Annotated in this window: 24 protein-coding genes; 18 read left to right on the plus strand and 6 right to left on the minus strand. The window is 59.7% G+C overall.

Annotated elements, in window-relative coordinates; translation table 11 throughout:
- Nucleotides 1-280: 280 nt before the first annotated feature.
- From GA0061101_RS00525 to GA0061101_RS00545, 5 genes are all read left to right on the plus strand, one after another.
- Nucleotides 281-1,048, plus strand: coding sequence for an SDR family oxidoreductase (locus GA0061101_RS00525; RefSeq protein WP_047552902.1), 768 nt, complete (start codon nt 281-283; stop codon nt 1,046-1,048).
- Nucleotides 1,045-3,087 carry an excinuclease ABC subunit UvrC gene (gene uvrC / locus GA0061101_RS00530; RefSeq protein WP_092572800.1) on the plus strand — a complete coding sequence of 681 codons (2,043 nt, stop codon included), beginning with the start codon at nt 1,045-1,047 and terminating at the stop codon, nt 3,085-3,087. The genes GA0061101_RS00525 and uvrC overlap by 4 nt, the downstream gene beginning before the upstream one ends.
- Nucleotides 3,088-3,295: 208 nt before the next feature.
- The gene (gene pgsA, locus GA0061101_RS00535) at nt 3,296-3,883 is read left to right on the plus strand and encodes a CDP-diacylglycerol--glycerol-3-phosphate 3-phosphatidyltransferase (RefSeq protein ID WP_037194026.1); all 588 of its coding nucleotides are present in this window, start codon (nt 3,296-3,298) and stop codon (nt 3,881-3,883) included.
- Nucleotides 3,883-4,137, plus strand: coding sequence for a molybdopterin converting factor subunit 1 (moaD, locus tag GA0061101_RS00540; protein ID WP_034487384.1), 255 nt, complete (start codon nt 3,883-3,885; stop codon nt 4,135-4,137). Before pgsA ends, moaD begins: the two co-directional genes overlap by 1 nt.
- Before the next feature lie 4 nt (nt 4,138-4,141).
- A complete protein-coding gene (locus tag GA0061101_RS00545) occupies nt 4,142-4,612 on the plus strand; it encodes a molybdenum cofactor biosynthesis protein MoaE (protein ID WP_092572801.1) in 471 nt (156 codons plus the stop codon).
- 3 nt (nt 4,613-4,615) lie between these two features.
- On the opposite strand, the gene GA0061101_RS00550 is transcribed toward GA0061101_RS00545, so the two are convergent.
- A complete protein-coding gene (locus GA0061101_RS00550; RefSeq protein ID WP_092572998.1) occupies nt 4,616-5,512 on the minus strand; it encodes a branched-chain amino acid ABC transporter permease in 897 nt (298 codons plus the stop codon).
- Between the two features lie 64 nt (nt 5,513-5,576).
- Here GA0061101_RS00550 and GA0061101_RS00555 point away from each other — a divergent pair, with 64 nt between their 5' ends.
- On the plus strand, nt 5,577-6,125 hold the full coding sequence (locus GA0061101_RS00555; RefSeq protein WP_092572802.1) for a CGNR zinc finger domain-containing protein: 549 nt from the start codon (nt 5,577-5,579) through the stop codon (nt 6,123-6,125).
- Nucleotides 6,122-6,631 (plus strand): hypothetical protein, encoded by a 510-nt coding sequence (locus tag GA0061101_RS00560; RefSeq protein ID WP_047552894.1) that lies wholly within the window; start codon nt 6,122-6,124, stop codon nt 6,629-6,631. Before GA0061101_RS00555 ends, GA0061101_RS00560 begins: the two co-directional genes overlap by 4 nt.
- A gap of 74 nt (nt 6,632-6,705) precedes the next feature.
- Here GA0061101_RS00560 and ndk read toward each other — a convergent pair whose 3' ends face one another.
- Entirely contained in the window at nt 6,706-7,128 is a 423-nt protein-coding gene (gene ndk / locus GA0061101_RS00565; RefSeq protein ID WP_034487391.1) for a nucleoside-diphosphate kinase, read from the minus strand.
- A gap of 224 nt (nt 7,129-7,352) precedes the next feature.
- Here ndk and GA0061101_RS00570 point away from each other — a divergent pair, with 224 nt between their 5' ends.
- The 5 genes from GA0061101_RS00570 (at nt 7,353) to GA0061101_RS00590 (ending at nt 12,728) form a co-directional block, all read left to right on the plus strand.
- On the plus strand, nt 7,353-7,862 hold the full coding sequence (locus tag GA0061101_RS00570) for a DinB family protein (RefSeq protein ID WP_092572803.1): 510 nt from the start codon (nt 7,353-7,355) through the stop codon (nt 7,860-7,862).
- Nucleotides 7,863-8,023: 161 nt separating this feature from the next.
- Entirely contained in the window at nt 8,024-8,530 is a 507-nt protein-coding gene (locus GA0061101_RS00575) for a hypothetical protein (protein ID WP_092572804.1), read from the plus strand.
- Between the two features lie 49 nt (nt 8,531-8,579).
- Nucleotides 8,580-10,469: a ribosomal protection-like ABC-F family protein gene (gene abc-f / locus GA0061101_RS00580; RefSeq protein ID WP_092572805.1), complete on the plus strand. Its 1,890-nt coding sequence runs from the start codon at nt 8,580-8,582 to the stop codon at nt 10,467-10,469.
- Between the two features lie 105 nt (nt 10,470-10,574).
- Complete coding sequence (locus GA0061101_RS00585; RefSeq protein WP_037194007.1) at nt 10,575-11,465, plus strand: polysaccharide deacetylase family protein; 891 nt, start codon at nt 10,575-10,577, stop codon at nt 11,463-11,465.
- A gap of 156 nt (nt 11,466-11,621) precedes the next feature.
- The gene (locus GA0061101_RS00590; RefSeq protein WP_037194005.1) at nt 11,622-12,728 is read left to right on the plus strand and encodes a TRAP transporter substrate-binding protein; all 1,107 of its coding nucleotides are present in this window, start codon (nt 11,622-11,624) and stop codon (nt 12,726-12,728) included.
- A gap of 94 nt (nt 12,729-12,822) precedes the next feature.
- On the opposite strand, the gene GA0061101_RS00595 is transcribed toward GA0061101_RS00590, so the two are convergent.
- Nucleotides 12,823-14,589 (minus strand): TRAP transporter large permease, encoded by a 1,767-nt coding sequence (locus GA0061101_RS00595; RefSeq protein ID WP_092572806.1) that lies wholly within the window; start codon nt 14,587-14,589, stop codon nt 12,823-12,825.
- Nucleotides 14,586-15,164 carry a TRAP transporter small permease subunit gene (locus GA0061101_RS00600; protein ID WP_092572999.1) on the minus strand — a complete coding sequence of 193 codons (579 nt, stop codon included), beginning with the start codon at nt 15,162-15,164 and terminating at the stop codon, nt 14,586-14,588. The genes GA0061101_RS00595 and GA0061101_RS00600 overlap by 4 nt, the downstream gene beginning before the upstream one ends.
- Nucleotides 15,165-15,392: 228 nt before the next feature.
- On the opposite strand from GA0061101_RS00600, the gene GA0061101_RS00605 reads away from it, so the two are divergent.
- Nucleotides 15,393-16,316: a Gfo/Idh/MocA family protein gene (locus GA0061101_RS00605; protein WP_092572807.1), complete on the plus strand. Its 924-nt coding sequence runs from the start codon at nt 15,393-15,395 to the stop codon at nt 16,314-16,316.
- Between the two features lie 71 nt (nt 16,317-16,387).
- Nucleotides 16,388-16,933: a GrpB family protein gene (locus tag GA0061101_RS00610; protein WP_037193997.1), complete on the plus strand. Its 546-nt coding sequence runs from the start codon at nt 16,388-16,390 to the stop codon at nt 16,931-16,933.
- 39 nt (nt 16,934-16,972) lie between these two features.
- Here the strand turns inward: GA0061101_RS00610 and GA0061101_RS00615 are convergent, their stop codons facing one another.
- Nucleotides 16,973-17,422 (minus strand): DNA polymerase III subunit chi, encoded by a 450-nt coding sequence (locus GA0061101_RS00615; RefSeq protein ID WP_047552880.1) that lies wholly within the window; start codon nt 17,420-17,422, stop codon nt 16,973-16,975.
- 32 nt (nt 17,423-17,454) lie between these two features.
- Nucleotides 17,455-18,951 carry a leucyl aminopeptidase gene (locus GA0061101_RS00620; RefSeq protein ID WP_092573000.1) on the minus strand — a complete coding sequence of 499 codons (1,497 nt, stop codon included), beginning with the start codon at nt 18,949-18,951 and terminating at the stop codon, nt 17,455-17,457.
- Between the two features lie 206 nt (nt 18,952-19,157).
- Here GA0061101_RS00620 and GA0061101_RS00625 point away from each other — a divergent pair, with 206 nt between their 5' ends.
- The 4 genes from GA0061101_RS00625 to GA0061101_RS00640 all read left to right on the plus strand — a co-directional run bounded on the left by GA0061101_RS00625 (nt 19,158) and on the right by GA0061101_RS00640 (nt 24,676).
- The gene (locus GA0061101_RS00625; protein WP_092572808.1) at nt 19,158-19,940 is read left to right on the plus strand and encodes a phosphatase PAP2 family protein; all 783 of its coding nucleotides are present in this window, start codon (nt 19,158-19,160) and stop codon (nt 19,938-19,940) included.
- Between the two features lie 102 nt (nt 19,941-20,042).
- The gene (locus GA0061101_RS00630; RefSeq protein ID WP_047552876.1) at nt 20,043-21,221 is read left to right on the plus strand and encodes an LptF/LptG family permease; all 1,179 of its coding nucleotides are present in this window, start codon (nt 20,043-20,045) and stop codon (nt 21,219-21,221) included.
- Nucleotides 21,218-22,303: an LPS export ABC transporter permease LptG gene (gene lptG, locus GA0061101_RS00635; protein WP_047552874.1), complete on the plus strand. Its 1,086-nt coding sequence runs from the start codon at nt 21,218-21,220 to the stop codon at nt 22,301-22,303. The genes GA0061101_RS00630 and lptG overlap by 4 nt, the downstream gene beginning before the upstream one ends.
- Nucleotides 22,304-24,676, plus strand: a complete 2,373-nt coding sequence (locus GA0061101_RS00640) for an LPS-assembly protein LptD (protein ID WP_092572809.1) — start codon at nt 22,304-22,306, stop codon at nt 24,674-24,676.
- Nucleotides 24,677-24,784: the final 108 nt, after the last annotated feature.

Below are 24,784 nucleotides of genomic sequence, written 5' to 3' on the forward strand. Positions count from 1 at the left end.
GATCGAGATTGAAATTGGAGTGCAAATGAGGAATTGGAAGAGCCAAAATATGATATCATTGTGGCACAGACATGGCTGAATTTCGATGTTGCTTCAGCGCAACAGAGGAATTGTTAACCATAACCAATGGTTAAAGCATGTATACTTATTTTAATCTAAATATATCTCAAGATCTACATAAGAGATGTCAAGAGCGTCATTCGCTCAAACACCTTTTCATATGGTGTATCGACGCCCTATATGAGCTTCGATTGGGTAACGACGAGAAGAAGGCGGTATCTTGAGCCAGGAAGAACTTCGCACGGCATTGATAACGGGCGCATCAAAAAGAATAGGCAGGGCAATAGCCGAGGATCTGTCGGCCAATGGCTTCGCGGTGGCGCTGCATGCCAACCAATCCTTCGCCGAGGCGGCGGAAATCGTGGCGAAATTGCAGCAAATGGGCAGGAAGGCGATTGCGATCAAGGCCGACCTGCAAGATTTGGGCGAAACGTCAACCCTCGTCGAGAAAGCCGCGGCCGCCCTAGGTCCGCTTGATTTGCTGGTCAACAATGCCTCGGCTTTCCTCGACGATTCCGCCCAGCGTTTCGATGCTGAAGCCTTCGAGGCGCATTTTGCCGTGCATGTCCGCGCGCCCTCAATGTTATCAGCCGATTTCGTCCGGCAGCTTCCCGAGCCCAATCCGGGATTGATCGTCAACATGATCGACCAGAGGGTCTGGGCGCTCAACCCACGCTTCTATTCCTACACGCTGTCGAAGGCGGCCCTTTGGACGGCGACCCAGACGATGGCGCAGAGCTTTGCCCCTCGCGTCCGCGTCAACGCGATTGGCCCGGGGCCGACGGTGCGCAGCGCGCGACAGTCGGAAGAGGACTTTCAGGCCCAGATCGACGGCCTCATATTGAAGGCCGCGCCGGGGCTCGGAGAATTCGGCCGCACCATCCGCTTTCTTTTTGACACGCCCTCGATCACGGGCCAAATGATAGCGCTCGACGGCGGCCAGCATCTTGCCTGGGAAACGCCTGATGTGGCGGAGAGTGCGGAATGAATGGAAGAAAGCTGCCCGATGGCGGCATTCTCTACGACGAATCAGAGGATATAGAAGACGACATCGAGGTAGAGGGCGATGCCGCCGCCGCCCCTGTCGTGCCCGTCGACTGGAACGAAGGCGGCAAGAACGAGACCGGCTTGCGCGGCGCGGAACTGATCGCTGAATTCGTCAAGCGCCTGCCGAACAATCCCGGCGTCTACCGCATGTTCAACGAAGCCGGCGACGTGCTCTATGTCGGTAAGGCACGCAGCCTGAAGAAGCGTGTCGCCAACTATGCCATGGGCCGGGTGCATTCCAACCGCATCGCCCGCATGGTGCGCGAAACCGCCAATATGGAGTTCGTCACCACCCGCACAGAAACCGAAGCGCTGCTGCTGGAAGCGAATCTGATCAAGCGCTTGCGGCCGCGCTTCAACGTCTTGCTGCGCGACGACAAGTCCTTTCCCTATATTCTGATCACCGGCGACCATCGCGCACCAGCCATTTTCAAGCATCGCGGCGCCCGCGCCCGCAAGGGCGACTATTTCGGCCCGTTCGCCTCGGCCGGTGCCGTCGGCCGCACCATCAATTCGCTACAGCGCGCATTCCTCATCCGCACCTGTGCCGACAGCGTTTTCGAGACGCGCACCCGGCCCTGTCTGCTCTACCAGATCAAGCGCTGTTCCGGGCCCTGCACGCATGAGATCAGCGATTCGGGCTATGCAGAATTGGTGCAGGAGGCGAAGGATTTCCTTTCCGGCAAGAGCCAGAACGTCAAGGCCCATATGGCCGAGGAGATGAACGCCGCCGCCGAGGATCTCGATTTCGAGCGCGCCGCCGTCTTTCGTGACCGGCTGGCGGCGCTGTCGCACGTACAGAGCCATCAGGGCATCAATCCGGCCGGCGTCGAGGAAGCCGATATCTTCGCCATCCATCACGAGGGCGGCATCTCCTGTATTCAGGTCTTCTTCTTCCGCACCGGCCAGAACTGGGGCAATCGAGCCTATTTTCCCAAGGCCGACCCATCACTGTCAGGCGCCGAAGTGCTGAACGCCTTCCTGGCGCAGTTCTACGACGACAAACCGGTGCCCAGGCAGATTCTTCTTTCGGAGACGGTCGAGGAAATCGAGCTGCTGGCGGCAGCGCTCAGCGAGAAGACCGGCCACAAGGTCTCGATCCTCGTGCCGCAGCGTGGCGAAAAACGCGATCTGGTCGATCATGTCGTTGCCAATGCCCGCGAAGCGCATGGTCGCAAGCTTGCGGAGACGGCTTCGCAATCGCGGCTGCTAGAGGGGTTCAAGGAGACCTTCAAGCTTCCTTACGTGCCGCAGCGCATCGAGATCTACGACAACTCCCACATCATGGGCACGAATGCGGTCGGCGGCATGGTCGTGGCCGGGCCGGAAGGTTTCGTCAAAGGCCAGTACCGAAAGTTCAACATCAAATCGACCGACATCACGCCCGGCGACGACTTCGGCATGATGCGCGAAGTGATGACAAGGCGCTTTTCCCGCCTGCTGAAGGAAGAAGGCAAGCCCGACCGCAGCGCTGCGACGGAGGCTCCCGCCGCCGATGCAGCCGACCAGCCCTTCCCCGCCTGGCCTGATATCATCCTCATCGATGGCGGCCAGGGGCAGATGACAGCGGTGCGGGCCATTCTCGAGGAGTTGGGAATCACCGACAGCGTCATCGCCATCGGCGTCGCCAAGGGTGTCGACCGCGACGCCGGACGCGAGCGCTTTTTCGCCCCTTCCCGCGAGAGCTTCACCCTGCCGCCGCGCGATCCCGTGCTCTACTTCATCCAACGCCTGCGCGACGAAGCCCACCGTTTCGCCATCGGCTCGCATCGCGCCCGGCGCAAGAAGGAGATGATCAAGAATCCGCTGGATGAAATCGGCGGTATCGGCCCGTCGCGCAAGCGGGCATTGCTGCAGCATTTCGGCACCGCCAAGGCCGTATCGCGCGCCGCCCTGTCCGACCTGATGGCTGTGGAAGGCATATCGGAAGCCGTAGCACGGCAGGTCTACAACCATTTTCATGAAGACACCGCGAAATAAAAAGCCGGTCGCAAATTCCACGCAATGACGGTGAAAGAACAGAAAGAATGTTGACGATAGGGTAATCAAACCATCATCTAGGCGTGATCCCAAAAAGTGCGGAGCGGTTTTTGGATAAGATCATGCTCAATCAAATGGCTGGAGCGAGATGAGGCTTTGACAAAGGCTCACCGAGATCTGCCGACACAACCGAAACGAAACGATTTCCATGGCTTCGCGCGCTTACAGCATTCCCAATCTGCTTACCTACGGCCGCATCCTCTGCGTACCCCTGATCGTCCTGTGCTTCTTCGTCGAGGGCAAGCTGGAAGGTTCCGATTTCGCGCGGTGGGTCGCGCTCTGGATCTTCGTGATCGCCTCGCTCACCGACTTTCTCGACGGCTATCTCGCGCGCATCTGGAATCAGACCTCGAATATCGGCCGCATGCTGGATCCGATCGCCGACAAACTGCTGGTCGCCTCGATCCTGCTTCTGGTGGCGGCCGACGGCACGATCGCCGGCTGGTCGCTCTGGGCGGCGATCATCATCCTCTGCCGTGAAATACTGGTATCCGGCCTGCGCGAATATCTTGCCGCCTTGAAAGTGAGCGTTCCCGTGACGCGCATCGCGAAGTGGAAGACGACCGCGCAGCTCGTGGCCATCGCCTTCCTGCTGGCTGGGCCGGCCGGCGACAAGGTGCTACCCTATACGACGGAGATCGGCATCGTCCTGCTCTGGGTCGCGGCGCTGCTGACCATCTACACCGGCTACGATTATTTCCGCGCCGGCCTGAAGCATATCGTGGACGATGAATGATGACGAAGCTCGTCTATTTCGCCTGGGTGCGCGAGCGGATCGGCAAGGCCGAAGAGGAGATCTCTCTTCCCGCCGAGGTGATCACCGTCGGTGATCTCCTTAATCATTTGAAGACCTTGGGGGAAGAATACGAGACAGCGCTTCAGTTTCCGGAAGCGATCCGGGTCGCCATCAACATGGAACATGCCGATCACGACGAGCCGATCGCCGGTGCGCGCGAGATCGGGCTGTTCCCACCGATGACTGGAGGGTGAGCTGATGGCCGTGCAGCCGCTCGTCCGCGTTCAGCAAGAAGATTTCGATCTCCAGGCCGAGATCGACAGCCTCACGCAGGGGCGGCTCGATATCGGCGCAGTCGTCACCTTTTCCGGGCTCTGCCGCGACGAAGGCGGCACGCTCGGCGCGCTTGAGCTGGAGCATTATCCCGGCATGGCGGAGGCGGAAATCAGCCGCATCGCCGACCTCGCCATCGAACGCTTCGGGCTTTTCGGCCTGACTGCCATCCATCGCTACGGCAAGATCGCGCCCGGCGAAAACATCGTCCTCGTCATTGCCGCCGCACCGCACCGGCAGGCAGCGTTCGACGGCGCCAATTTCGTTATGGATTTCCTCAAGACTTCGGCTCCCTTCTGGAAGAAGGAACATGCCAAGGACGGCAAGGAGGGCGATTGGGTTTCGGCCAGGGATGCCGACGATGCCGCCCGCGCCAAATGGGCCGCGAAGAAATAGGCCTCAGGGAACGACCCGCTCGCGCCGGCTCAATACCAGCAGCAGCACGAGCAGCGAAAAGATGACAAAGTCGCGCCACAGGAACGGGCCGTAGGCGCCCCACATCGTTTCCCCCAGACCGAGCAGCGCCGCACCGCCCGCCGACTTCAGCGGATCGGAATAGCCCCCGACGGCCGCGATCATCAGAACCTTGAGCCCGAACATCAGCCCAGCCCCGAAATCCATCGTTCCGTAATAGGAGGTGGCCAGTAGCCCACAGATGGTCGCAACCAGTGCCGAGGCGACATAGGCCATCAGGAAGACGCGGTTGGCACTTGTGCCGCAAAGCTCGGCAGCCAGCGCGTCGTCGGTCACCGCCCGCCAGATGCGTCCCCAGCCGGTGCATCTAAGGACATAGGCGCCGGCGAGGATCACCAGGATCATCAGCGCCGTGTTGAGGAGTTGGATCTCGGTAAGCGTCACCCGGAAATCGCCGCTATCCCAGAAGACGATAGCGCCATTCAGAAAGGGTGGCAGCCAGATGCCGCGCGTATTGGAGGCAAGCCGCGCCGTCTCCATCAGGATGATCATCATGCCGAGTGCTGCGACGATGATCGTATTCGGCGACTTGCGCGACAGCGGCAGCATGATCGCGCGGCCGACAAGAAAACTGGTGCCCAGCGTATAGGCGGCCGCGGCGATGGCGCCGAAGACGAAGGCAGCCGGCAGGATCAGATACATCCTGGTGTAGCCGACGTCGGTGAACAGCACCAGCATCTGGCCGGCGAAGGCGAAGAGCGCTCCATAGGTGATATCGGCCCGCTTCATGACCCCGAAGGCGATGGCATAGCCGAAGGCAAGCGCGGCATAGAGCGCGGCGAGCGGAACGGCATTTGCCAATTGCTGCAGAAGATAGGCCATGACCCCTCCGAGGACATGCAAATAGTAACTGGCAAAATCAATTTTACCAGTTATAATTTTCAGCATGAGCTTTTCCTGGACCCCACATCGCTTTTCCGGTGGCGCCTTGGCGCTCGATGTCGCCAACAGCGTGATCCTGCGTCATGACGACGAACGGCGGATCGACCGCTTCGAGGGATCGGGGCAGATGGAAAGCTTTCCGAAAGCGGCCGCGAATTTCTGTGCCGAGCGGGCGCTTTTCGGCGACATCCTGCCGGTGCGGCAGGAAAACAAGGCCGATTTCATCGGATTGCGTGAGGTGATCGACCGCTACTTTCGTGCCCGCGTCCTCGGCGGCGGAGCCGATGCGCTGCTCGCCGACCTGCTGGCGGCGCTGGCGAAAGTCTTGAGACAAGCTTCCGCCGATGGGCTCGACGCGGCGACGGTGCATTCCACGCTGCGCCTGATCGCCATGCCCGACCCGGAGCGGATGAAGATCTGCCGCAACTGCGGCTGGCTGTTCATCGATCGCAGCAAGAACAAAAGCCGAGCCTGGTGCGACATGGCGGTCTGCGGCAACCGCGCCAAGGCAAGCCGGCATTACCGGCGCAAGAAGGAGGAGACTGCGCCATGATTATCCGAACGATCCTGCTGACAGCCACGATCGCGGGGCTGGCGCTTGGAGGCTGCCAGAGAAAAGACGATGAAGGGCCGACCCAGCTCAGCGGCCGCCTCTTCATATTCAACTATCGCGTGGCGACCGCCAGCTACATGATCACGCTGAAGAAGATCGCCCCGATCCCCGAGGGAACGACGGCCGTCGCGGAATTCGAAAATCCCGCCGGGGGCGACCCCCTTGTGGTTCGGCAGAAGATCTATACCTTCTGGGACAAGATCACGCTCGAAAGCCCGGATCTGCGCTGCGTGCGCAAGGATCGCCCCTATTCCGTCTCGATCAAGCTGGTGGATGCAAGCGACAAGACGATCCAGACGATCAAGACCGAGGTGAAATCCGACCTTGACCAGACCGTGCTGCCGACAAAACCGCTCGTCGTCGGCCCGGTCTACACCGCAAACCCGGATGTCTTCAAAAGTGACGGCAGCATCGACTATGGGCACGATGCCGCCTGCCCGGCATGAAAAAAGCCGGGATGCAAAATCCCGGCTTTCTTGAGTCAATTCAAATCGTTCAGCGCAAGCGCTGACAGTCCGATTCAGCCGACGATTTCAGTTTCGGAGAACCAGTAAGCGATTTCGACAGCAGCCGTTTCCGGAGCGTCGGAGCCGTGAACGGAATTTTCGCCGATCGACAAAGCGTGGATCTTGCGGATCGTGCCTTCAGCGGCGTTGGCCGGGTTGGTTGCGCCCATGATTTCGCGGTTCTTCAGGATGGCGCCTTCGCCTTCCAGAACCTGAACGACGGTCGGGCCGGAGGTCATGCCTTCGACGAGTTCGCCGAAGAAGGGGCGTTCCTTGTGGACAGCGTAGAAGCCTTCGGCTTCGCGCTTGCTCATCCAGACGCGCTTGGAGGCGATGACACGCAGGCCATTGTCTTCAAAAATCTTGGTGATGGCGCCGGTCAGATTGCGCTTCGTTGCATCCGGCTTGATCATCGAGAAAGTACGTTCAATCGCCATGGGTCCGTTCCTTGTAATCAGAGAAAAGTGGGCGGTCTTTACCCGCCCCACAGCCCGAAAACAAGGGGGACAGCCCAATTTCACGCCGCTGTCACAGTACGGACGGTCGATTCGCAAGCGACTAGGTGGCGAAGCAACCGTTCATTAGCGGACTTCGCGGATGGTCCGGTTCATTTGCTCAATTCTGGTTCGGACTGATCTCATAGCCATGGAGGAAAAGCCATATGCTCAGACATTTCAAAATGCTTGCCGACTACAATCGTTGGGCCAATGTTCAAGTCTACGATGCCGCCGCCCGGCTCAGCGATGCGGAATTTCACGAGGATCGCGGTGCCTTCTTCGGCTCGCTGCATGGAACGCTGAACCATCTGCTGGTGACGGACCGGCTGTGGATGCACCGTTTCAGTGGAACCGGCGAGCCACCGGCGGCGCTGGGTGTCGTTCTGCATAACGATCTTACGGGGCTCCGAGAGATGCGCGAGGCCGAAGATCGGCGCATCCTCGATTGGGTGGAGACGCTGGATGCCGCCATCCTTGCTGCCGACATCACCTATGCATCCGTCCTTCGGCCGGGCGCGATCATCCATCCGCTCCATCTGGCGATTGCACATATGTTCAATCATCAGACCCATCACCGCGGCCAATGCCACATGATCCTGACAACGCTGGGCAAGCCATCGCTGGTGCTGGACCTCTTGCATTTCCTGCGCAGTGAAGGGCGGCAGTGGATGTAAGCCATAGGCGAACCGCGATCCTTTCGATACGATCAGGCGTTGCTCAAGCCGCTAATTTTATTGTCCGATCACGCGGATAGTCGGTTTCGTTCATGTTGCCTTAACCTGCGCGCCTGCAAGTTGGAGAGATATATGAGCCAAGTGGCAGTCAGAGAGCAGGCATGAAGAGTTCGCAGACAGGCGTTTCCGCGTCTTCCATCGGCAATGATGACAGTGAATCAGAAACCGAGCTCGAGACCATCGGCCGCTTCATGACGAGGCGGAAGGTCAGGAACCTGCCGCGCAACTATCAGCTCTTTCACGAGGCGCTCTATGGCCAGGATCGCTGTCTTGCCAGCGAGATCGAAGCGCTCGGCCCACACCCCTCGCAAAGCAAGCTCGATGAGATCGGCCTGAAGCATCGCCTTGTCAGCCATTGCGGGCTGGTCGCGCGGAAATCCGAAAGCGATGCGGCCGACATGCTGCGCGAGGTGGCGGATCAGCTTGCCAAAGGGCTGAAGAAGAAGCGGCATTTTGCCCGCGGGGTCGGGACGGCGCCGAATGCCAGCGCCGCCCTGGACAGCCTCCACGCGTCGCTGAGCAATCTCATGCTCTACGAGACCGAGCTGATCGAGAGGTTGAAGAACTGCGCGCACCTGCCGGAGCCCAAGCGGCGCGCAGACGCCTGAACGCTTTCGCGCTCTTGCCTTCGGCGCCGAGTTCGGCCAAAACCGCGCCATGATTTCCATTTCAGACCTTTCCGCCCGCATTGCCGGCCGCCTTCTCATCGACCACGCCAACGTGACGCTTCCGGCGGGCACGAAGGCCGGTCTCGTCGGCAAGAACGGCGCGGGCAAATCCACGCTGTTCAGGATCATTACCGGCGATTTCGCCGCCGAAAGCGGCTCGGTTTCGATCCCGCGCAACGCGCGCATCGGCCAGGTCGCGCAGGAAGCACCCGGCACGGAAGAGCCGCTGATCGACATCGTGCTCGCGGCCGACAAGGAGCGAGCAGCACTGCTTGCTGAAGCCGAGACAGCAACCGATCCGCATCGCATCGCCGACATCCAGACGCGGCTTGCCGATATCGGCGCGCATTCGGCCGAAGCGCGTGCTGCCAGCATCCTTGCCGGCCTCGGCTTCGATCACGAGGCGCAAAAGCGCCCCGCCTCCTCGTTTTCCGGCGGATGGCGCATGCGTGTTGCGCTCGCTGCGGTGCTGTTTTCCGAGCCGGACCTTTTGCTGCTCGACGAGCCGACGAACTATCTCGACCTCGAAGGCACGCTCTGGCTGGAAGATTACATCCGCCGCTATCCGCACACGGTCATCATCATCTCGCACGACCGCGACCTCCTGAATACGGCGGTCAACGCCATCGTCCATCTCGATCAGAAGAAGCTCACCTTCTATCGCGGCTCCTACGACCAGTTCGAGCGGCAGAAGGCGGAGGCCGACGAACTGCAGACGAAAGCCAAAGCGAAGAACGACGCGGCACGCAAGCATCTGCAGAGCTTCATCGATCGTTTCAAGGCCAAGGCTACGAAGGCGCGGCAGGCGCAATCACGCGTCAAGGCACTGGAGCGGATGGGGACTGTCGCCGCCGTCATCGAAGATCATGTGATGGGCTTCAGCTTTCCGGAACCCGAAAAGCAGCCCGCATCGCCCATTATCGCCGTCAGCGGCGGCGCGGTCGGCTATGAGCCCGGCAAGCCGATCCTGAAACGCCTCAACCTGCGCATCGACGCTGAAGACCGCATCGCCCTCCTCGGCTCCAACGGCAACGGTAAATCCACCTTCGCCAAATTCGTCTCCGGCCGGCTCGATGCCGATAGCGGTGATGTGAAGTTGGCACCGAGCCTGAAGATCGGCTTCTTCGCCCAGCACCAGCTCGATGATCTCATGCCGAACCAGACGGCTGTCGAGCATGTCCGCCGCAGGATGCCCGAAGCACCGGAAGCGAGGGTGCGCTCTCGCGTCGCGCAGATGGGCCTGGCGACGGAGAAGATGGACACGCAGGTCAAGGATCTCTCTGGCGGCGAGAAGGCGCGGCTGCTGATGGGCCTTGCCGCCTTCGACGCACCGAATCTGCTGATCCTCGACGAGCCGACGAACCATCTGGATATCGACAGCCGCAATGCGCTGATCCAGGCGCTGAACGATTATTCCGGCGCAGTCATCCTCATCTCGCACGACCGCCACCTGATCGAGGCGACGGTCGACCAGCTGTGGCTGGTGCGGGACGGCACCGTTTCCACCTTCGATGGCGACCTCGAAGATTACCGCAGCCTCGTCGTCGCGAGTCCGAAGCCGAGGGATGACAAGGCCAAGGCGAACGGCAACGACGATTCCGTCTCCAAGGCGGATCAGCGCAAGCTCAATGCGGAACGCCGCGCTTCGCAGGCACCGCTCAGGAAAAAGATCAACGAAATCGAATCCTTGACCGCCAAGCTTGAGAAATTGATTCAGACGCTTGATGCAGAACTTGCAGATCCCGCTCTTTACGAGAAGGCGCCCGCCAAGGCTGCTGAGAAGGCAAAACAGCGCGCGGATGCCGCTGAAAAGCTCGCCGCAGCCGAGGAACAATGGCTGGAACTTTCATCGGAATATGAAAGCGCCATCGCCGGCTAGTGCGCGTGAATTCTTAATGGTTTCGGAGCCGATCCTAACCGATCATTAACCATAACTACGGAAAGTACGCCCAACCTTCATTGACATAAGTGTTGAGCGATTCCGATGAACTACCGTGTTTTACTGGCTGGCCTTGCCGTGTCCCTGGCTCTGGGAGGATGCGCCACGAAACCGGGCAATGAAGCATCGCTCAAAACCGGCTATGCGGCCGAAGAGCCGCGCCACAAGCCGCTGAAAGCCAATGATCCGGTCGAGATGGAGCCGAACAAATGGCTCGTCGCCGATCTTGAGACCAGAGACCTGGCGAGCATAAATGGCCCGCACAATCTCGCTGGCCGGACGCTGGAAGTCTCTTCGCTCAAGGACGTCAGGCTGGCCGACAAGGAAGTCATCCTGACGTTCGATGACGGCCCTGCCCCCGGCAAGACCGAACGCATTCTCGCCACGCTCGACAAGTTCGGCGTCAAGGCGACGTTCATGATGGTTGGCGAAATGGCGCAAGCCCACCCGGCGATCGCCCGGGAAGTCTTCGCTCGTGGCGACACCATCGGCAGCCATACCTTCCGCCATCCCGACCTCGACAAGATGAGCTTCGACATGGCGATGGCCGAGATCGCCAAGGGCAAGAATGCCGTCTCCAAGGTCATTGGCACCGAAATACCCTTCTTCCGCTTCCCCTACCTCGCCGACTCCAAACGCCTGCGCGCCGCCGTCGCCGCTCGCGACATGATCGTCATGGACGTCGATGTCGACAGCAAGGACTATTTCACTTCCACGCCAGCTTCTGTCACGGCGCGAACGATAAAGCAGCTACAGGAGCGCGGGCGCGGCATCATCCTGATGCATGACATCCACCAACGTACCGTGACCATGCTGCCGGCCCTTCTGATCCGCCTCGAGAAGGAGGGATACAAGGTCGTGACGCTCAAGTACAAGCACGCTCCGGCACCGGCGACCAATCTCGTCGCCCAGGCCGATATCAAGTTCACGCGCTGAGGGCCCGAAGCCGGAGAACGGTTTCCTGAGATAAACATCAGTCAGTGGTTGCAAGATCTTCGGATGCGCTTGAAAGGCGCCGAGCGGCGTGATTAGTTGCGGCGTGATCACGAAGAGCGGGCCAGCCCGCCCGCTCGTATCCGGGGGGAGTAACAGATGGATCGTCGTTCATTTCTGAGGAAAGCCGGCGTGGCCGGCGCCGGCTCGGTTGCAGCCGCAGCCCTTGCGGCTCCGGCCGTTGCCCAGAGCAATCCGAAAATCAATTGGCGCCTGACTTCGTCGTTCCCGAAATCGCTCGATACGATCTACGGCGGCGGCGAAGTGCTGTCGAAATACGTCTCGGAAGCAACGGACGGCAATTTCAACATCCAGGTCTTCGCGGCCGGTGAAATCGTGCCCGGCCTGCAGGCCGCCGACGCGACTTCGGCAGGCACCGTCGAGGCCTGCCACACAGTTGCCTATTACTATTGGGGCAAGGACCCTGTGTGGGCACTGGGCGCGGCCGTTCCCTTCGCCCTCAATGCCCGCGGCATGAATGCCTGGCAATATCACGGCGGCGGCATCGACCTGTTCAACGAATTCCTGGCAACGCAGGGGCTGATCGGCTTTCCCGGCGGCAATACCGGCGTGCAGATGGGGGGCTGGTTCCGCAAGGAGATCAATTCGGTTGCCGACCTCAAGGGCCTGAAGATGCGCATCGGCGGCTTTGCCGGCAAGGTGGTGGAGCGCCTCGGCGTCGTGCCGCAACAGATCGCCGGCGGCGACATCTATCCGGCATTGGAGAAGGGCACGATCGACGCAGCCGAATGGGTCGGCCCCTATGACGACGAGAAGCTCGGCTTCTACAAGGTCGCACCCTACTACTACTATCCCGGCTGGTGGGAGGGCGGCCCGACCGTGCATTTCATGTTCAACAAAGCGGCTTATGAGGGCCTGCCGAAGGCCTATCAGTCGCTGCTGCGCACCGCCTCCCAGGCGACCGACGCCAACATGCTGCAGAAGTACGATTATCTGAATCCTGCCGCCATCAAACGCGTCGTCGCCGAAGGCGCCAAGCTGCGTCCGTTCAGCACGGAAATCATGAACGCCTGCTTCGAGAAGTCGAACGAGGTCTATGCCGAAATGGAAGCCTCGAACCCGACCTTCAAGAAGATCTGGGAATCGATCAAGGGCTTCCGCGGCCAGCATTATCTCTATGCTCAGGTCGCTGAGTATAGTTATGACGTTTACATGATGACGTTGCAGCGCGCCGGCAAGATCTGATCAGCGAACTGGAAACAAGAGACCCCGGAGCGGCGCTCCGGGGTTTTTCTTTGCCTTGGCCGAAGGCAATCCAACATGCCTATAACGACCGCCTTCAATTGAATGATGGCGGTTGGCTGAGATCATTGGCCGGCGGATTTGGCTGCCCGCCGCCCTGCCCGGCCGGCTTGTCGCTCGGCGGACCGCCCCCCGGAAGCTGCAGGCCCGGCAGGCCGAGGCCGCCGCCATTGTCCTGGCCGGGTGTGCCGAAGCCCGGTACTTCGATCTTGATCGTATTGGGGTCAAGCCCGGTACCCGCGCCCTTGTAGTGCATGACCATCTGCGGGAACGTGATTGTCAGTGCCACCATCAGCACCTGGATGCCGACGAACGGCACCGCCCCCCAATAGATCTGACTGGTCGTCACCGGAGCCGTATTTTTGCCCGTGACCTTGTCGAGATAGGGCACCTTTGCCGCGACCGAGCGCAGGTAGAACAGCGCGAAGCCGAAAGGCGGATGCATGAAGCTCGTCTGCATGTTGACGCCAAGGAGAACGCCGAACCAGATGAGGTCGATGCCCAGCTTATCGGCGGCGGGTGCCAGCAGCGGCACGATGATGAAGGCCAGCTCGAAGAAATCGAGGAAGAAGGCCAGCACGAAGACCAGGAGGTTGACGGCAATCAGGAAGCCGACTTCGCCGCCCGGCAGCGACACCAGCAGATGCTCGACCCAGACATGGCCGTTGACCCCGTAGAAGGTCAGCGAGAACACGCGCGAGCCGATCAGGATGAACAGCACGAAGGAAGAAAGACGCGTGGTCGACGCCAGCGCCGAGCGGACGACGTCCATGGACAGCCGGCCCTTGGCCGCCGCCATGACCAGCGCGCCCACTGCCCCCATCGCACCACCCTCGGTCGGCGTCGCGATGCCGAGGAAGATAGTGCCGAGCACGAGGAAGATCAGCGCCAATGGCGGGATCAGCACGATGATCACCTGCTGCGCCAGCCGCGACATCAGATTGAACTTCATCGTCTTGTCGATGACGGCGATGGCGTAGATGAAGGCGACGCCGACAGTTGCACCGAGAATATCGGCGTTTCCCCCGTAGATCGGCGTCAGATAGACATGGGCGGCATAGGCGACGCCGGCGCAGACCAGCAAGGCGACGAAAAGCGAGGTCACGCCGGAGCCAAGCGAGCGCGCCTCTTTCGGGAGTGCCGGCATCGAGTTCGGCCTGATGATCGACATGACCAGCACATAGAGCATGTAAAGGCCGGTCAATATGAGGCCTGGGATCAGTGCCCCTGCATACATATCGCCGACCGAGCGGCCGAGCTGGTCAGCAAGCACGATCAGGACCAGCGACGGCGGAATGATCTGCGCCAGGGTGCCGGAGGCGGCGATGACGCCGGAGGCCACCCGCCGGTCATAGCCGTAACGCAGCATGATCGGCAGCGAGATAAGGCCCATGGCGATGACCGAAGCCGCAACGACGCCGGTGGTGGCGGCAAGCAGTGCGCCCACGAAAATCACCGCATAGGCAAGCCCACCGCGGATCGGGCCGAAAAGCTGGCCGACCGTGTCGAGCAAGTCTTCGGCCATACCGGAACGCTCCAGCACGATGCCCATGAAGGTGAAAAACGGGATTGCTAGCAGCGTATCGTTGGACATCACGCCCCAGAACCTATCCGGCAGCGCATTGAGGAGCGGCCATGACAGATTGATGGAACCACCCGAATAGGGTGCGAGTTCGACGCCGATCCAGAAGAACAGGAGACCGTTGGCGGCGAGAGCGAAGGCGACGGGATAACCGATCAGCAGGAAGATGATCAGCGAGGCGAACATGATCGGCGCCATGTTCACGGCAATGAATTCCATCATCGGCGTGTCTCCCCTACCGGCGTTTCCACCTCGAGGGGCGCATGCGTCGGCACATAGGGGTTCGGATCCTCCATATCACCGCGCATGACGGCAATCTTCTTGATAATCTCGGAGATACCCTGCAGCGCCAACAGGAAGAAGCCGGCCAGAAGTAGTGCCTTGCCCGGCCAGATGATCAGGCCGCCCGCGCTGGAGGAAACCTCACCGGACATGACAGACATGCGCACGTAGGGCACGAGGTCATAGACCATCAGCAGTGCGAACGGCATGAGGAACAGGCAGTGGCCGATGAGATCGATCCAGTGCTGCGCCCGGCGCGGGAGCGAGCCATAGACGATATCGATGCGGATGTGCTCGTTCTGCCGGAGCGTATAGGCGGCGGCGAGCATGAAGGCGGCGCCGAACAGATACCATTGCGCCTCCAGCCAGGCATTGGACGAGATGTTGAACGTTTTACGGACAATGGCATTTCCGGCACTGACCAATACAGCGACCAGAATGAGCCATGAGACTGATTTTCCAATGATCTCAGTCGCATAGTCCACGATTCGGCTGAAGCCGAGCAATGTTTTCATGATTTCCCCCCGCGGCGGTCTTTCCCAGGATCTCTTGCCGCGCACAGGCAGAGTGCCGATTTCAAGCGGTGAATCAAGAGCCCGAGCCGGTTTTCCAAGTGTGATGATGGCTCCGGTACAATGCCCGCGCGTAAAGCCGAGCGCACGCATTTACAATTTGCCGCCCTTGCCCGCATGCGGCATTCTGATAAAGATCGCATCAATAATCATACTAATCGAGAGACACCCATGTCCCCCATCAACCTTGCTATTGTCGGCGTCGGCAAGATTGTCCGCGACCAGCATCTTCCGTCCATCGCGAACAATCCGGATTTCAAGCTGGTCGCCACGGCAAGCCGTCATGGCACCGTCGAGGGCATTCCGGCCTTCACGACCATCGAGGCCATGCTCGACGCCGTGCCGGCAATCGACGCCGTCTCGCTCTGCATGCCGCCGCAATATCGCTACGAGGCTGCCTACAAGGCGCTTTCGGCCGGCAAGCACGTCTTCCTGGAAAAACCGCCGGGCGCGACGCTGAGCGAAGTTGCCGATCTCGAGAATCTCGCAAAGACCAAAGGCGTCTCACTCTTTGCGAGCTGGCATTCGCGCTATGCGCCTGCCGTGGAGGCCGCCAAGGCTTTCCTCGCCGACACGACCATCCGCAGCGTTCATGTGATCTGGAAGGAAGACGTCCGCCACTGGCATCCGAACCAGGAATGGATCTGGCAGGCCGGCGGACTCGGCGTCTTCGATCCTGGCATCAATGCGCTATCGATCGTCACCCATATTTTTCCGGCGCTCTTCCTGACCGGCGCGACACTGGAATTCCCGGAGAATCGCGATTCGCCGATCGCGGCCGATCTGCACTTCAGGAGCGGCCAGGGTCTGCCGGTTCATGCCGAATTCGACTGGCGCCAGACCGGCAAGCAGAGCTGGGATATCGTCGCCGAGACGGATGCGGGCCAGATGGTTCTTTCAGAAGGCGGCTCCAAGCTTTCCGTGAATGGCGAACTGACTTTCTCGGCGCCTGAAGCCGAGTATCCCTCGCTCTATCGTCGCTTCGCCGAGATCGTCAAAGCCGGTGTCTCCGATGTCGACGTTTCGCCGCTGCGTCACGTCGCCGACGCCTTCATGCTCGGTAAGCGCAAGTTTGTGGAAGCGTTTCACGATTGATCGCATTCCCCGATGTGAGATAGGCTACGCAGTATACTAGCTTAGCGCATTATCACATCGGGGAGTTGCCGATGGTATCGGAACGTGAACAATCCTTCGGCCTTGGCGTCCGCAATAAGACAGTCAAACTTGCGGAGCCGAACCAGAAATGGCACGAGGCCTATTTGCTGGAGGAGGCTGCCATTCGCGGCGCTCTCGGCGACCTTGCCATCGAGATCCAGCATTTTGGCAGCACCTCCATCCCAGAAATCAAGGCCAAGCCGATCATCGACATTGCCGTCGGCGTTCGGCGCTTCGAGGACGGCCTTGCCTGTATCGAGCCGATGGCATCCATTGGCTATGACTATGCCGGCAGCAATATTGTCCCCGACGATCACATTTTCGGCCGCGATGTCGCCGGCGATACCCGCACCCACCTGGTTCACGTCGTCGAACACGGCGGCACGAATTGGCGTCATTTCATCGTATTTCGCGACCACTTACGCAAGCGCCCGGATATCGCTCACGCCTATGAGGCTTTGAAGGTGGAGCTTGCGTCAAAATATGCCGACAACCGCGCGGCCTACACCGCGGCGAAGAAGGACTTCATCGACAAGATCCTGGCGGAGGCTGAATGAGCCTGGTTGCCGCCTCCCGGAACGGGAGCGGCAAAAGCGTCACGCCTTTTTCTCCCAGCGGCCGTCCTGGGTCTGCTGCCAATAGGTGAGGCTATGCCCCTCGCCTTTCAGACGCTTCCATTGGGCCCGCGCGCTTTCCAGCTGCTCCTGATCGTAGCCGTCGAACATCAACACGACGCGCTGGTACGACTCAACGTCCGTGGCTTCTGCACCATCGATAAAGAATCGTACGCTGGCATTGTTGATGTTGTCGGGCGAGACCGTCAGCAGCACCGGCTGCCGGTCCGCCATTTCGCTTTCATCCGTGCCGTGCGGCAGGAAGCTGTCCTCGCGGTAGGTCCAGAGATGGGCATCGAGGAGATCGCGCCGCGCCGGCTCACGCATCTGGACAGCAACCTGCCAGCCGCGCTCAACGCTTTTGTCGATCAGCGGCGGCAGGGCGTCCTCAAGTTTCGATTCCGTCAGGTGATAGAAGAGAACGTCGGTCATATCGCCTCTTCTATCTCACAAGGCCAGCCTGATCACGATTCGTAGTTCGCACGGACCAGCTCGTCGAGCAGGCGCACGCCGAAACCGGAGCCCCAGGATTGATTGATCTCATCCTGAACCGAGCCCATCGCCGTTCCGGCGATATCGAGATGCGCCCACGGCGTTTCCCCGACGAAGCGCTTGAGGAACTGGGCGGCGGTGATCGAGCCGGCATGGCGGCCGCCGGTATTCTTCATATCGGCGAATTTGCTGTCGATCATCTTGTCGTAGTCCTTGCCGAGCGGCATGCGCCACAGGCGTTCGTCGGTAACGAGACCAGCAGCAGTCAGCTCGTTCGCCAGCTTGTCGTCGTTGCTGAACAGGCCGGCTTGCAGATTGCCGAGGGCGACCAGGATCGCGCCGGTCAGGGTCGCCAGATTGATCATGAATTGCGGCTTGAAGCGATCGTTGGTGTACCAGAGCGCATCGCAGAGAACGAGCCGGCCTTCGGCGTCGGTGTTGATGATTTCGATCGTCTGGCCGGACATGGAGGTGACGATGTCGCCCGGCCGCTGGGCGTTGCCGTCAGGCATATTCTCGACGAGGCCGATGACGCCGATCGCGTTGACCTTGGCGCCACGTGCGGCGAGCGCGTGCATCAGGCCGGTGACGGCTGCGGCCCCGCCCATGTCACCCTTCATGTCCTCCATGCCGGCGGCCGGCTTAATGGAAATGCCGCCGGTGTCGAAGACGACGCCCTTGCCAATGAAGGCGACCGGCTTGTCTTTCGACTTGCCGCCCTTCCAGTGCATGATCACCAGGCGCGGCGGCCGGGCTGAGCCCTGCGCGACGCCGAGCAGCGCGCCCATGCCGAGCCGGCGCATCTCGCGCTCGGTCAGGATCTCGACCTCGACGCCGAGCTTTTCCAGCTCCTTCGCCTTGGCGGCAAACTCGACGGGACCGAGGACATTCGGCGGCTCGTTGACGAGATCACGCGCGAGAATCACGCCGCCGGCAATAGCCTCTGAAGCCGCGAAAAGCTTTTTGGCGGCAGCGGCCTCCTGGGTGACGATCGTGACCTTGACGGGCTTGCGGGCACCAGCCTTCTCGTCGTCATCGCCCTTCTTCGTTTTGTAGGTGTCGAAGCTATAAGCGCGCAGCAACATGCCCAACGCGAAATCCGCGGCCTCCCTGGCTCCGACCTTGATGGCCGGGGCATCGAGGAAGATGGCCACCTTCTCCACATTGCGGATTTTGGCCGCAGCACTGCCGCCGAGCTTCAGCCAGTCATGAACGCTCAGGTTCGTCGCCTTGCCGGTGCCGATGACGACGATCCTGTCGACCGGCGCGGCTTCGGGAGCGATAATATCAAGGCTGTTCAATGCCTTGGCCTTGAAGCCGGAAATGGGCGCGGCCTTGGCGAAAACATGAGCCGGATCGGCGCTCTCGGCACCCGCCGGCAGCTCACTATCGGTGTCTTTCAGGAGAATGGCCAGACCACCACTAAGGCGGACCGACTTGGCGAAGGAAATCTCGAATTTCACAGACATTTCGGCTCCGATTACCATGCGTATTACAAGAATAATTTCGGTGGTCATCATTCAAGGTTTGCCTAGGCAATACAAGCCTTTGGCAAAGCGTTCCCCGAAGAAACGGACTTCGCCGCTTCAAATCCCTGTCATTTAGCGCAGCTAGGCTCAGCGCATTGGTGTTTTCGCCGCCATCGGGCGGCGTCATTCTTTGCCGGAAAGCCACCTTGATCATAGACTTCAACAGCCTCGACCGCGAAGACCGCTTTCCTGAAAACCTGCGCCCGCGCACGGCGGGTGACACCTTCATCGCGCTCTTCTGTCTCTGGTGGATGCTGCTGGGTCTATTCTCGCTCTTTCCGCAGATCGACCTCGCGGTCGCGAACGCGTTCTTCCTGCCCAAGCAATGTCTCGCTCTTGCCAGGCCTGATCAGATCTGCGGCATTTTCCCTTATGGTGACGATCAGCATCTGCGCCTGCTGCGGGAGGTGTTTTTCCAGCTCCCCTATATCTCGGCCGTCATCCTCTGTTGGATGCTGCTCCAGTGCTGGCAGCACCACGGTGCAACCTTCAACACGCTCAGAGCCCGCAACCTCAAGATCGCGCTCGGCTCGTTGCTGCTTGGTCCGGTCCTGATCGTCAATCTCTGGCTGAAAGCCTTTTCGGGCCGTCCCCGCCCCAGGCAAACCGATCTGTTCGGCGGCACGCTCGATTTCGTGCATGCGGGATCCTTCGCCGGCAAATGTGTCAGCAACTGCTCGTTCATCTCGGGCGAAGCAGCAGCCGCGGGTTGGCTGTTCTGCCTGATCTTCATCATCCCGCAACCGCTTCGTAGGGCCGTCGCCCTGCCGATCGCGACCGTCTCTGTCGTCATTCCGGCACTCAGAGTGGCTTTCGGCGGCCACTACCTGTCCGATGCCGTCCTTGGCTGGCTTTCCTCGCTTGTCATATTCGCCGCGCTGCTGGCATTATCCCAAACGACACACAACAGAAGAATCTCGGAAAATTAACGATTTTTTTGCGAGTTGGTTGTCGCCAAAAAAACGCAAACAGCGTAGATGAGGATGAATCTCTGTCGGCTCGCTCGACGGGCGTTGCGTTTAAGGGCCGGCATGAAGTTATTCGAAACCTATATCGTACGGCGTGTCGGTATGATGTTCCTGGTGGCGTTGCTGCCAGTGCTCGCTATTATCTGGACGACCCAGGTGCTGCAGCGCATCAATCTCGTGACCGACAGCGGCCAGTCGATTGGGTCGTTCGCAAAGCTTGCGACCCTTATCCTGCCCACGATCATTCCGATCGTTCTGCCTTTCGCATTGGTCATCGGCATCACGCAGACGCTGACGGCGATGAACAGCGATTCGGAGCTTACGGTCATGGAAGCGGCCGGTGCGAGACGAAGCATCATCATCCGCCCGATCATGATTCTTGCCATAGCGATCAGTGTTTTCTCCTTCTTCGTTGATAATGTGGTTGAGCCCAGGGCTCGCGTCGCTGCCCGCCAGATGGTCGCGGAGGCCTATGCCGACCTTCTTTCCACCGTCATCGAAGAGAAGAACTTCCGGCGTATCGAGGATGGTCTTTACGTACAGATCAGCCAGCGCTTGTCGGGACGTATTCTAAAGGGGCTGTTCGTCGTTGACTCCCGCGATCCTGCCTTCGATCTCATCTATTATGCGAAGGAAGGCGCTGTCGATCCGAGCGGCACGTCGCTTTTGATGAAGGACGGCGAAGTCCATCGCAAAACAGCCGATGGCGATGTCTCAATCATAAACTTCGATTCCTATTCCTTCGATCTCTCCGACATGACGCAGAGCCGTGGCCAGGCGACCGTGCGCGCCAGCGACCGTGACCTCGGCTTCCTGTTGAATCCGGATCCGAACGACGCGGACTATAAGGCCAAACCTACCGGCTACCGGGCAGAATTGCACAGGCGTCTCAACGATTGGGCTCTTCCCGCCATATTCGCGCTGATATCGCTCGTCATCGCCGGCGACGCTCGGTCGCATCGCGAAGCACGTCTGCATCCCATGGTGTCGGCGCTGACCATAGCTTTTGCGCTGCGCTGGGCGGATTTCTATGCGGCCAACCAAATCGAGAATGCGCCTAATTTCATTGGCGTTCTCTACGGCATCAACATCATCTCGGCTCTCATCGCGATCGTGCTGCTGTTCAGAAACCGGAAGATGACGATGCCGGTCTCGATCCGCAACCGGCTCAGCAACTGGAGACAGAAAGTCCAGGATCGCATGCCTGCAACACCCGGCAATTCCAACGGGAGCGGCGCATGATCTTCGGCACACTCGGGCGCTACTTCTTCACTCGCTACATCGTGACGACGTTCTGGTTTTTCCTGGGTGTCATCTCGATCGTCTATCTCGTCGATTTCAGTGAGACCGCCGGCCGACTCGCGGGACTGCCCGGGTATACCGTTCCCCTCGGTTTGGTGATGACGATGGTCAGGTTGCCGTTCATTCTGCAGCAGACCGTGCCGTTCATCGCCCTCTTCGTCGGCATGACGGTGCTGATCGCACTCAACCGGCGCCGCGAACTGGTGATAGCGCGCGCCGCCGGCATCTCGGTCTGGCAATTCATGATGCCGTTCATAATGGGCGCTTTCTGCGTCGGCCTGCTGACCATGTTCGCCCTCAATCCGGTGGCGGCATGGGGCCAGCGACAGGCTGAGACGATGGAAGCCGACCTGCGCGGCGACCCGTCCTATCACAATACACTTTCGGTACCGTGGCTGCGCCAGTCGAACGGCAAAGACGATGTGATCATTGGCGCCAAGGCCGTCCTGAACAATGGAACGACTTTGATGACCGTCGTCTTTATCCACTTCGATTCACAGGGAAATATCGTTCTCCGGCAGGATGCGCAGTCGGCAAAGTTGGAAGATGGTTACTGGCTTCTTAACAATGTCGTCGAACGGCGGCCGGGCGAAATCCCTGACCACAAGAGCTCGGTACAAGTCCGTACGAATCTGAAACAGGATTTCGTCTCACAGCGCCTTGCACAGCCGGAAACCATTGCTTTTTATGATCTTTCTAATCGAATAAAGGTCGCACGCTCCTTCGGCATATCGACCAATGCACTCCAAACCCAATTTCACTCGCTGCTATCGCAACCATTCCTTCTGGTGGCAATGACATTGATCGCAGCAACAGTCTCGTTAAAATTCAGTAGATTCAACCAATCGCGCTCCGTGATTCTGGGTGGAATCCTCTCAGGCTTCGTGCTTTATGTTGTCACCGTGCTTGTAAAGGCATTCGGGAGCAGCGGAGTGGTTCCTCCCTTCGTGGCGACATGGATACCCGTGATCGTCGCATTGGCATTCGGAGCAACGATCCTGCTTCATCAGGAGGACGGCTAAGTGGCGGCAGGCAACCGCAAGAGTATCAGGAAGTTTGTGGGTGCCCTCGTTACGGGCACGGCCGCAAGCGCGTATATCATGAGCCCTGTCGCAGTTTATGCCCAGGCCAACAACAATGGCGGTACTGGCGCCGTAACCGCTCCTATCCAGGTCAAGGTACCGGAGGGCTCTAAGCTTGTCCTCTCGTCCAATGAATTAGTCTATAACAAGGACGCGCAGATCGTCACCGCCAGCGGTGCCGTTCAGATCAACTATGGCGGCTATAGAATGGTCGCCCAGAGGGTTGAATATAATCAGAAATCCGGACGGATGACGGCCATCGGCAATGTCGAGCTGATCATGCCGGACGGCAATCGCATGTACGGTGACAAAATGGATGTCACCGACAGCTTCTCGGACGGCTTCGTCAACTCGCTGCGCATCGAAATGCCTGACAACACCCGCATGGTCGCCGAAAAGGGCGAGCGCGTCGGCGGCAATCAGCTGATTCTGACAAAGGGCGTCTATACGGCCTGTATGGCCTGCTCCCAGGAGGGCCGGGCGCCACTATGGCAGGTCAAGGCACGGCGCGTTGTCCAGAACGGCGTGACGCATACCGTGCGTCTCGAGCATGCCCGTTTCGAGCTGTTCGGCCTGCCGATCGCCTATGTCCCGTGGATCGAAGTTCCCGACAATACGGTGAAGCGCAAATCCGGCTTCCTGTTTCCGTCGGTAAGCGTCTCGCAGCACCTCGGTGTTGGCGTGAAGGTTCCATATTATTACGTCATATCGCCCAGCATGGATGCGACGGTCAGCGCCACAGGCTACACCGGCCAAGGCCTGCTGCTCGAGGGCGAGTTCCGTCAGCGCTTTGAAAACGGCACGCATGTCCTGCGTGTCGCCGGCATCAGTCAGATGGATCCCGGCTCATTCACCGCAGGGACCAGCGATGCCGAGCACAAGACGCGCGGCATGATCAGCTCCAAGGCGGACTTCAAGATCAATCCCCGCTGGACGTTCGGCTGGGATGTCACGGCGCAGAGCGACAACAATTTCTCGCGTACATATGGGCTCGAGGGTCTCAGCCAGAGCACCCATACCAACGACATCTACCTGACCGGTCTCGGAAAGCGCAATTATTTCGATATGCGCGCTTTCTATTACGACATCCAGGATGCCGACAACAACAGCACTGCGGAAAAGCAGCAAGCCGTCGTTTATCCGAGCATCGACTATCATTACGTCGATCCGAAGTCGGTCTATGGCGGCGAGTTGTCGGCGACGATGAATCTCACGCATCTGTCGCGTGACAAGGCCTCTGTGCTCGACAACGTCAACAACCTTGGCGACGCCAGCCTGAACGACCGCTTCCTTGGTCTTTCCGGAAGCGACACGCGCCTCAGCACCGAAGTGCAATGGCAACGCACCTTCACCACCGATGGAGGCCTTGTGCTGACACCGTTGGCAGCCGCGCGTGGGGACGTCTACGGCCTCGGCATGGATTCGCCTAACGGCCAATATTCCGGCAACTACGACACCAGCGACTACGCGACGCGTGGCATGGTGACGGCCGGCCTCGAAGCCAAGTACCCGTTCCTCATCACGACGAGCAACAGCACGCATGTGTTCGAGCCGATCGCGCAGATTTATGTGCGCCCGGACGAGCAACTTGCCGGCCAGCTGCCCAACGAGGATGCCCAGAGCTTCGTTTTCGACGCAACGAACCTGTTCGACCGTGACAAGTTCTCCGGCTTCGACCGCATAGAAGGCGGCACGCGCGCCAACGTCGGTTGGCGCTACACGGGCAGCTTCGACAACGGCTACAAGTTGCAGCACATCTTCGGCCAGTCGTACCAGCTTGCCGGTCGCAACTCCTTCGCAACCCCCGATCTGGCGGGTGTCGGCGCAGATTCGGGACTTGAAACAACCCGTTCCGACTATGTCACGATGTTCGGCCTGACGACGCCGCAGGGTATCTCGCTGTCGACATCCTATCGCTTCGACGAGAAGAACTTCGCGTTCCGCCGCGGCGACACATCGGTCGGTTTTGCGAACGATATATTCCAGACGAATTTGATCTACACCCATATTACTGCTCAGCCGCAATATGGTTTCACGAGCGATCAGGATGAAATCCAGACGCGCGCGCAGATCAAGTTCAAGGAATACTGGTCGGTCTTCGGGACGGTAAGCTACGATATCAACAACAGCCAGGTCACCCGTCAGGGCATAGGCCTGTCTTACGAGGACGAATGCACGATCCTCAGCATTTCGTTCCTGAACAAGAAGGACACGACCGATCAGTCGGCAAGCAATTGGTCCGTCGGCGCCCGGCTGACCTTCCGCACGCTCGGGGACGTCAATCTCGGTAGCGTCCAAGACGCAACGTTCTGATATCTAGGAAAATTGCAAAGAGCCGGCTTCACAGCCGGCTCTTTCATTTTGAAACGGATCATCATTCCTCGCGTCATTGTTTCGCCGCAAGGATTTTGCAATTCATCG

The sequence above is a fragment of the Martinezella lusitana genome, from assembly GCF_900094565.1.
Taxonomy (GTDB): Bacteria; Pseudomonadota; Alphaproteobacteria; order Rhizobiales; family Rhizobiaceae; genus Rhizobium; species Rhizobium lusitanum.

Coding starts and splice junctions, on each gene's coding strand:
- uvrC (WP_092572800.1), top strand. CDS start 1,045: ATGAATGGAAGAAAGCTGCCCGATGGCGGCATTCTCTACGACGAATCA.
- pgsA (WP_037194026.1), top strand. CDS start 3,296: ATGGCTTCGCGCGCTTACAGCATTCCCAATCTGCTTACCTACGGCCGC.
- moaD (WP_034487384.1), top strand. CDS start 3,883: ATGACGAAGCTCGTCTATTTCGCCTGGGTGCGCGAGCGGATCGGCAAG.
- GA0061101_RS00545 (WP_092572801.1), top strand. CDS start 4,142: ATGGCCGTGCAGCCGCTCGTCCGCGTTCAGCAAGAAGATTTCGATCTC.
- GA0061101_RS00550 (WP_092572998.1), bottom strand. CDS start 5,512: ATGGCCTATCTTCTGCAGCAATTGGCAAATGCCGTTCCGCTCGCCGCG.
- GA0061101_RS00555 (WP_092572802.1), top strand. CDS start 5,577: ATGAGCTTTTCCTGGACCCCACATCGCTTTTCCGGTGGCGCCTTGGCG.
- GA0061101_RS00560 (WP_047552894.1), top strand. CDS start 6,122: ATGATTATCCGAACGATCCTGCTGACAGCCACGATCGCGGGGCTGGCG.
- ndk (WP_034487391.1), bottom strand. CDS start 7,128: ATGGCGATTGAACGTACTTTCTCGATGATCAAGCCGGATGCAACGAAG.
- GA0061101_RS00570 (WP_092572803.1), top strand. CDS start 7,353: ATGCTCAGACATTTCAAAATGCTTGCCGACTACAATCGTTGGGCCAAT.
- GA0061101_RS00575 (WP_092572804.1), top strand. CDS start 8,024: ATGAAGAGTTCGCAGACAGGCGTTTCCGCGTCTTCCATCGGCAATGAT.
- abc-f (WP_092572805.1), top strand. CDS start 8,580: ATGATTTCCATTTCAGACCTTTCCGCCCGCATTGCCGGCCGCCTTCTC.
- GA0061101_RS00585 (WP_037194007.1), top strand. CDS start 10,575: ATGAACTACCGTGTTTTACTGGCTGGCCTTGCCGTGTCCCTGGCTCTG.
- GA0061101_RS00590 (WP_037194005.1), top strand. CDS start 11,622: ATGGATCGTCGTTCATTTCTGAGGAAAGCCGGCGTGGCCGGCGCCGGC.
- GA0061101_RS00595 (WP_092572806.1), bottom strand. CDS start 14,589: ATGATGGAATTCATTGCCGTGAACATGGCGCCGATCATGTTCGCCTCG.
- GA0061101_RS00600 (WP_092572999.1), bottom strand. CDS start 15,164: ATGAAAACATTGCTCGGCTTCAGCCGAATCGTGGACTATGCGACTGAG.
- GA0061101_RS00605 (WP_092572807.1), top strand. CDS start 15,393: ATGTCCCCCATCAACCTTGCTATTGTCGGCGTCGGCAAGATTGTCCGC.
- GA0061101_RS00610 (WP_037193997.1), top strand. CDS start 16,388: ATGGTATCGGAACGTGAACAATCCTTCGGCCTTGGCGTCCGCAATAAG.
- GA0061101_RS00615 (WP_047552880.1), bottom strand. CDS start 17,422: ATGACCGACGTTCTCTTCTATCACCTGACGGAATCGAAACTTGAGGAC.
- GA0061101_RS00620 (WP_092573000.1), bottom strand. CDS start 18,951: ATGTCTGTGAAATTCGAGATTTCCTTCGCCAAGTCGGTCCGCCTTAGT.
- GA0061101_RS00630 (WP_047552876.1), top strand. CDS start 20,043: ATGAAGTTATTCGAAACCTATATCGTACGGCGTGTCGGTATGATGTTC.
- lptG (WP_047552874.1), top strand. CDS start 21,218: ATGATCTTCGGCACACTCGGGCGCTACTTCTTCACTCGCTACATCGTG.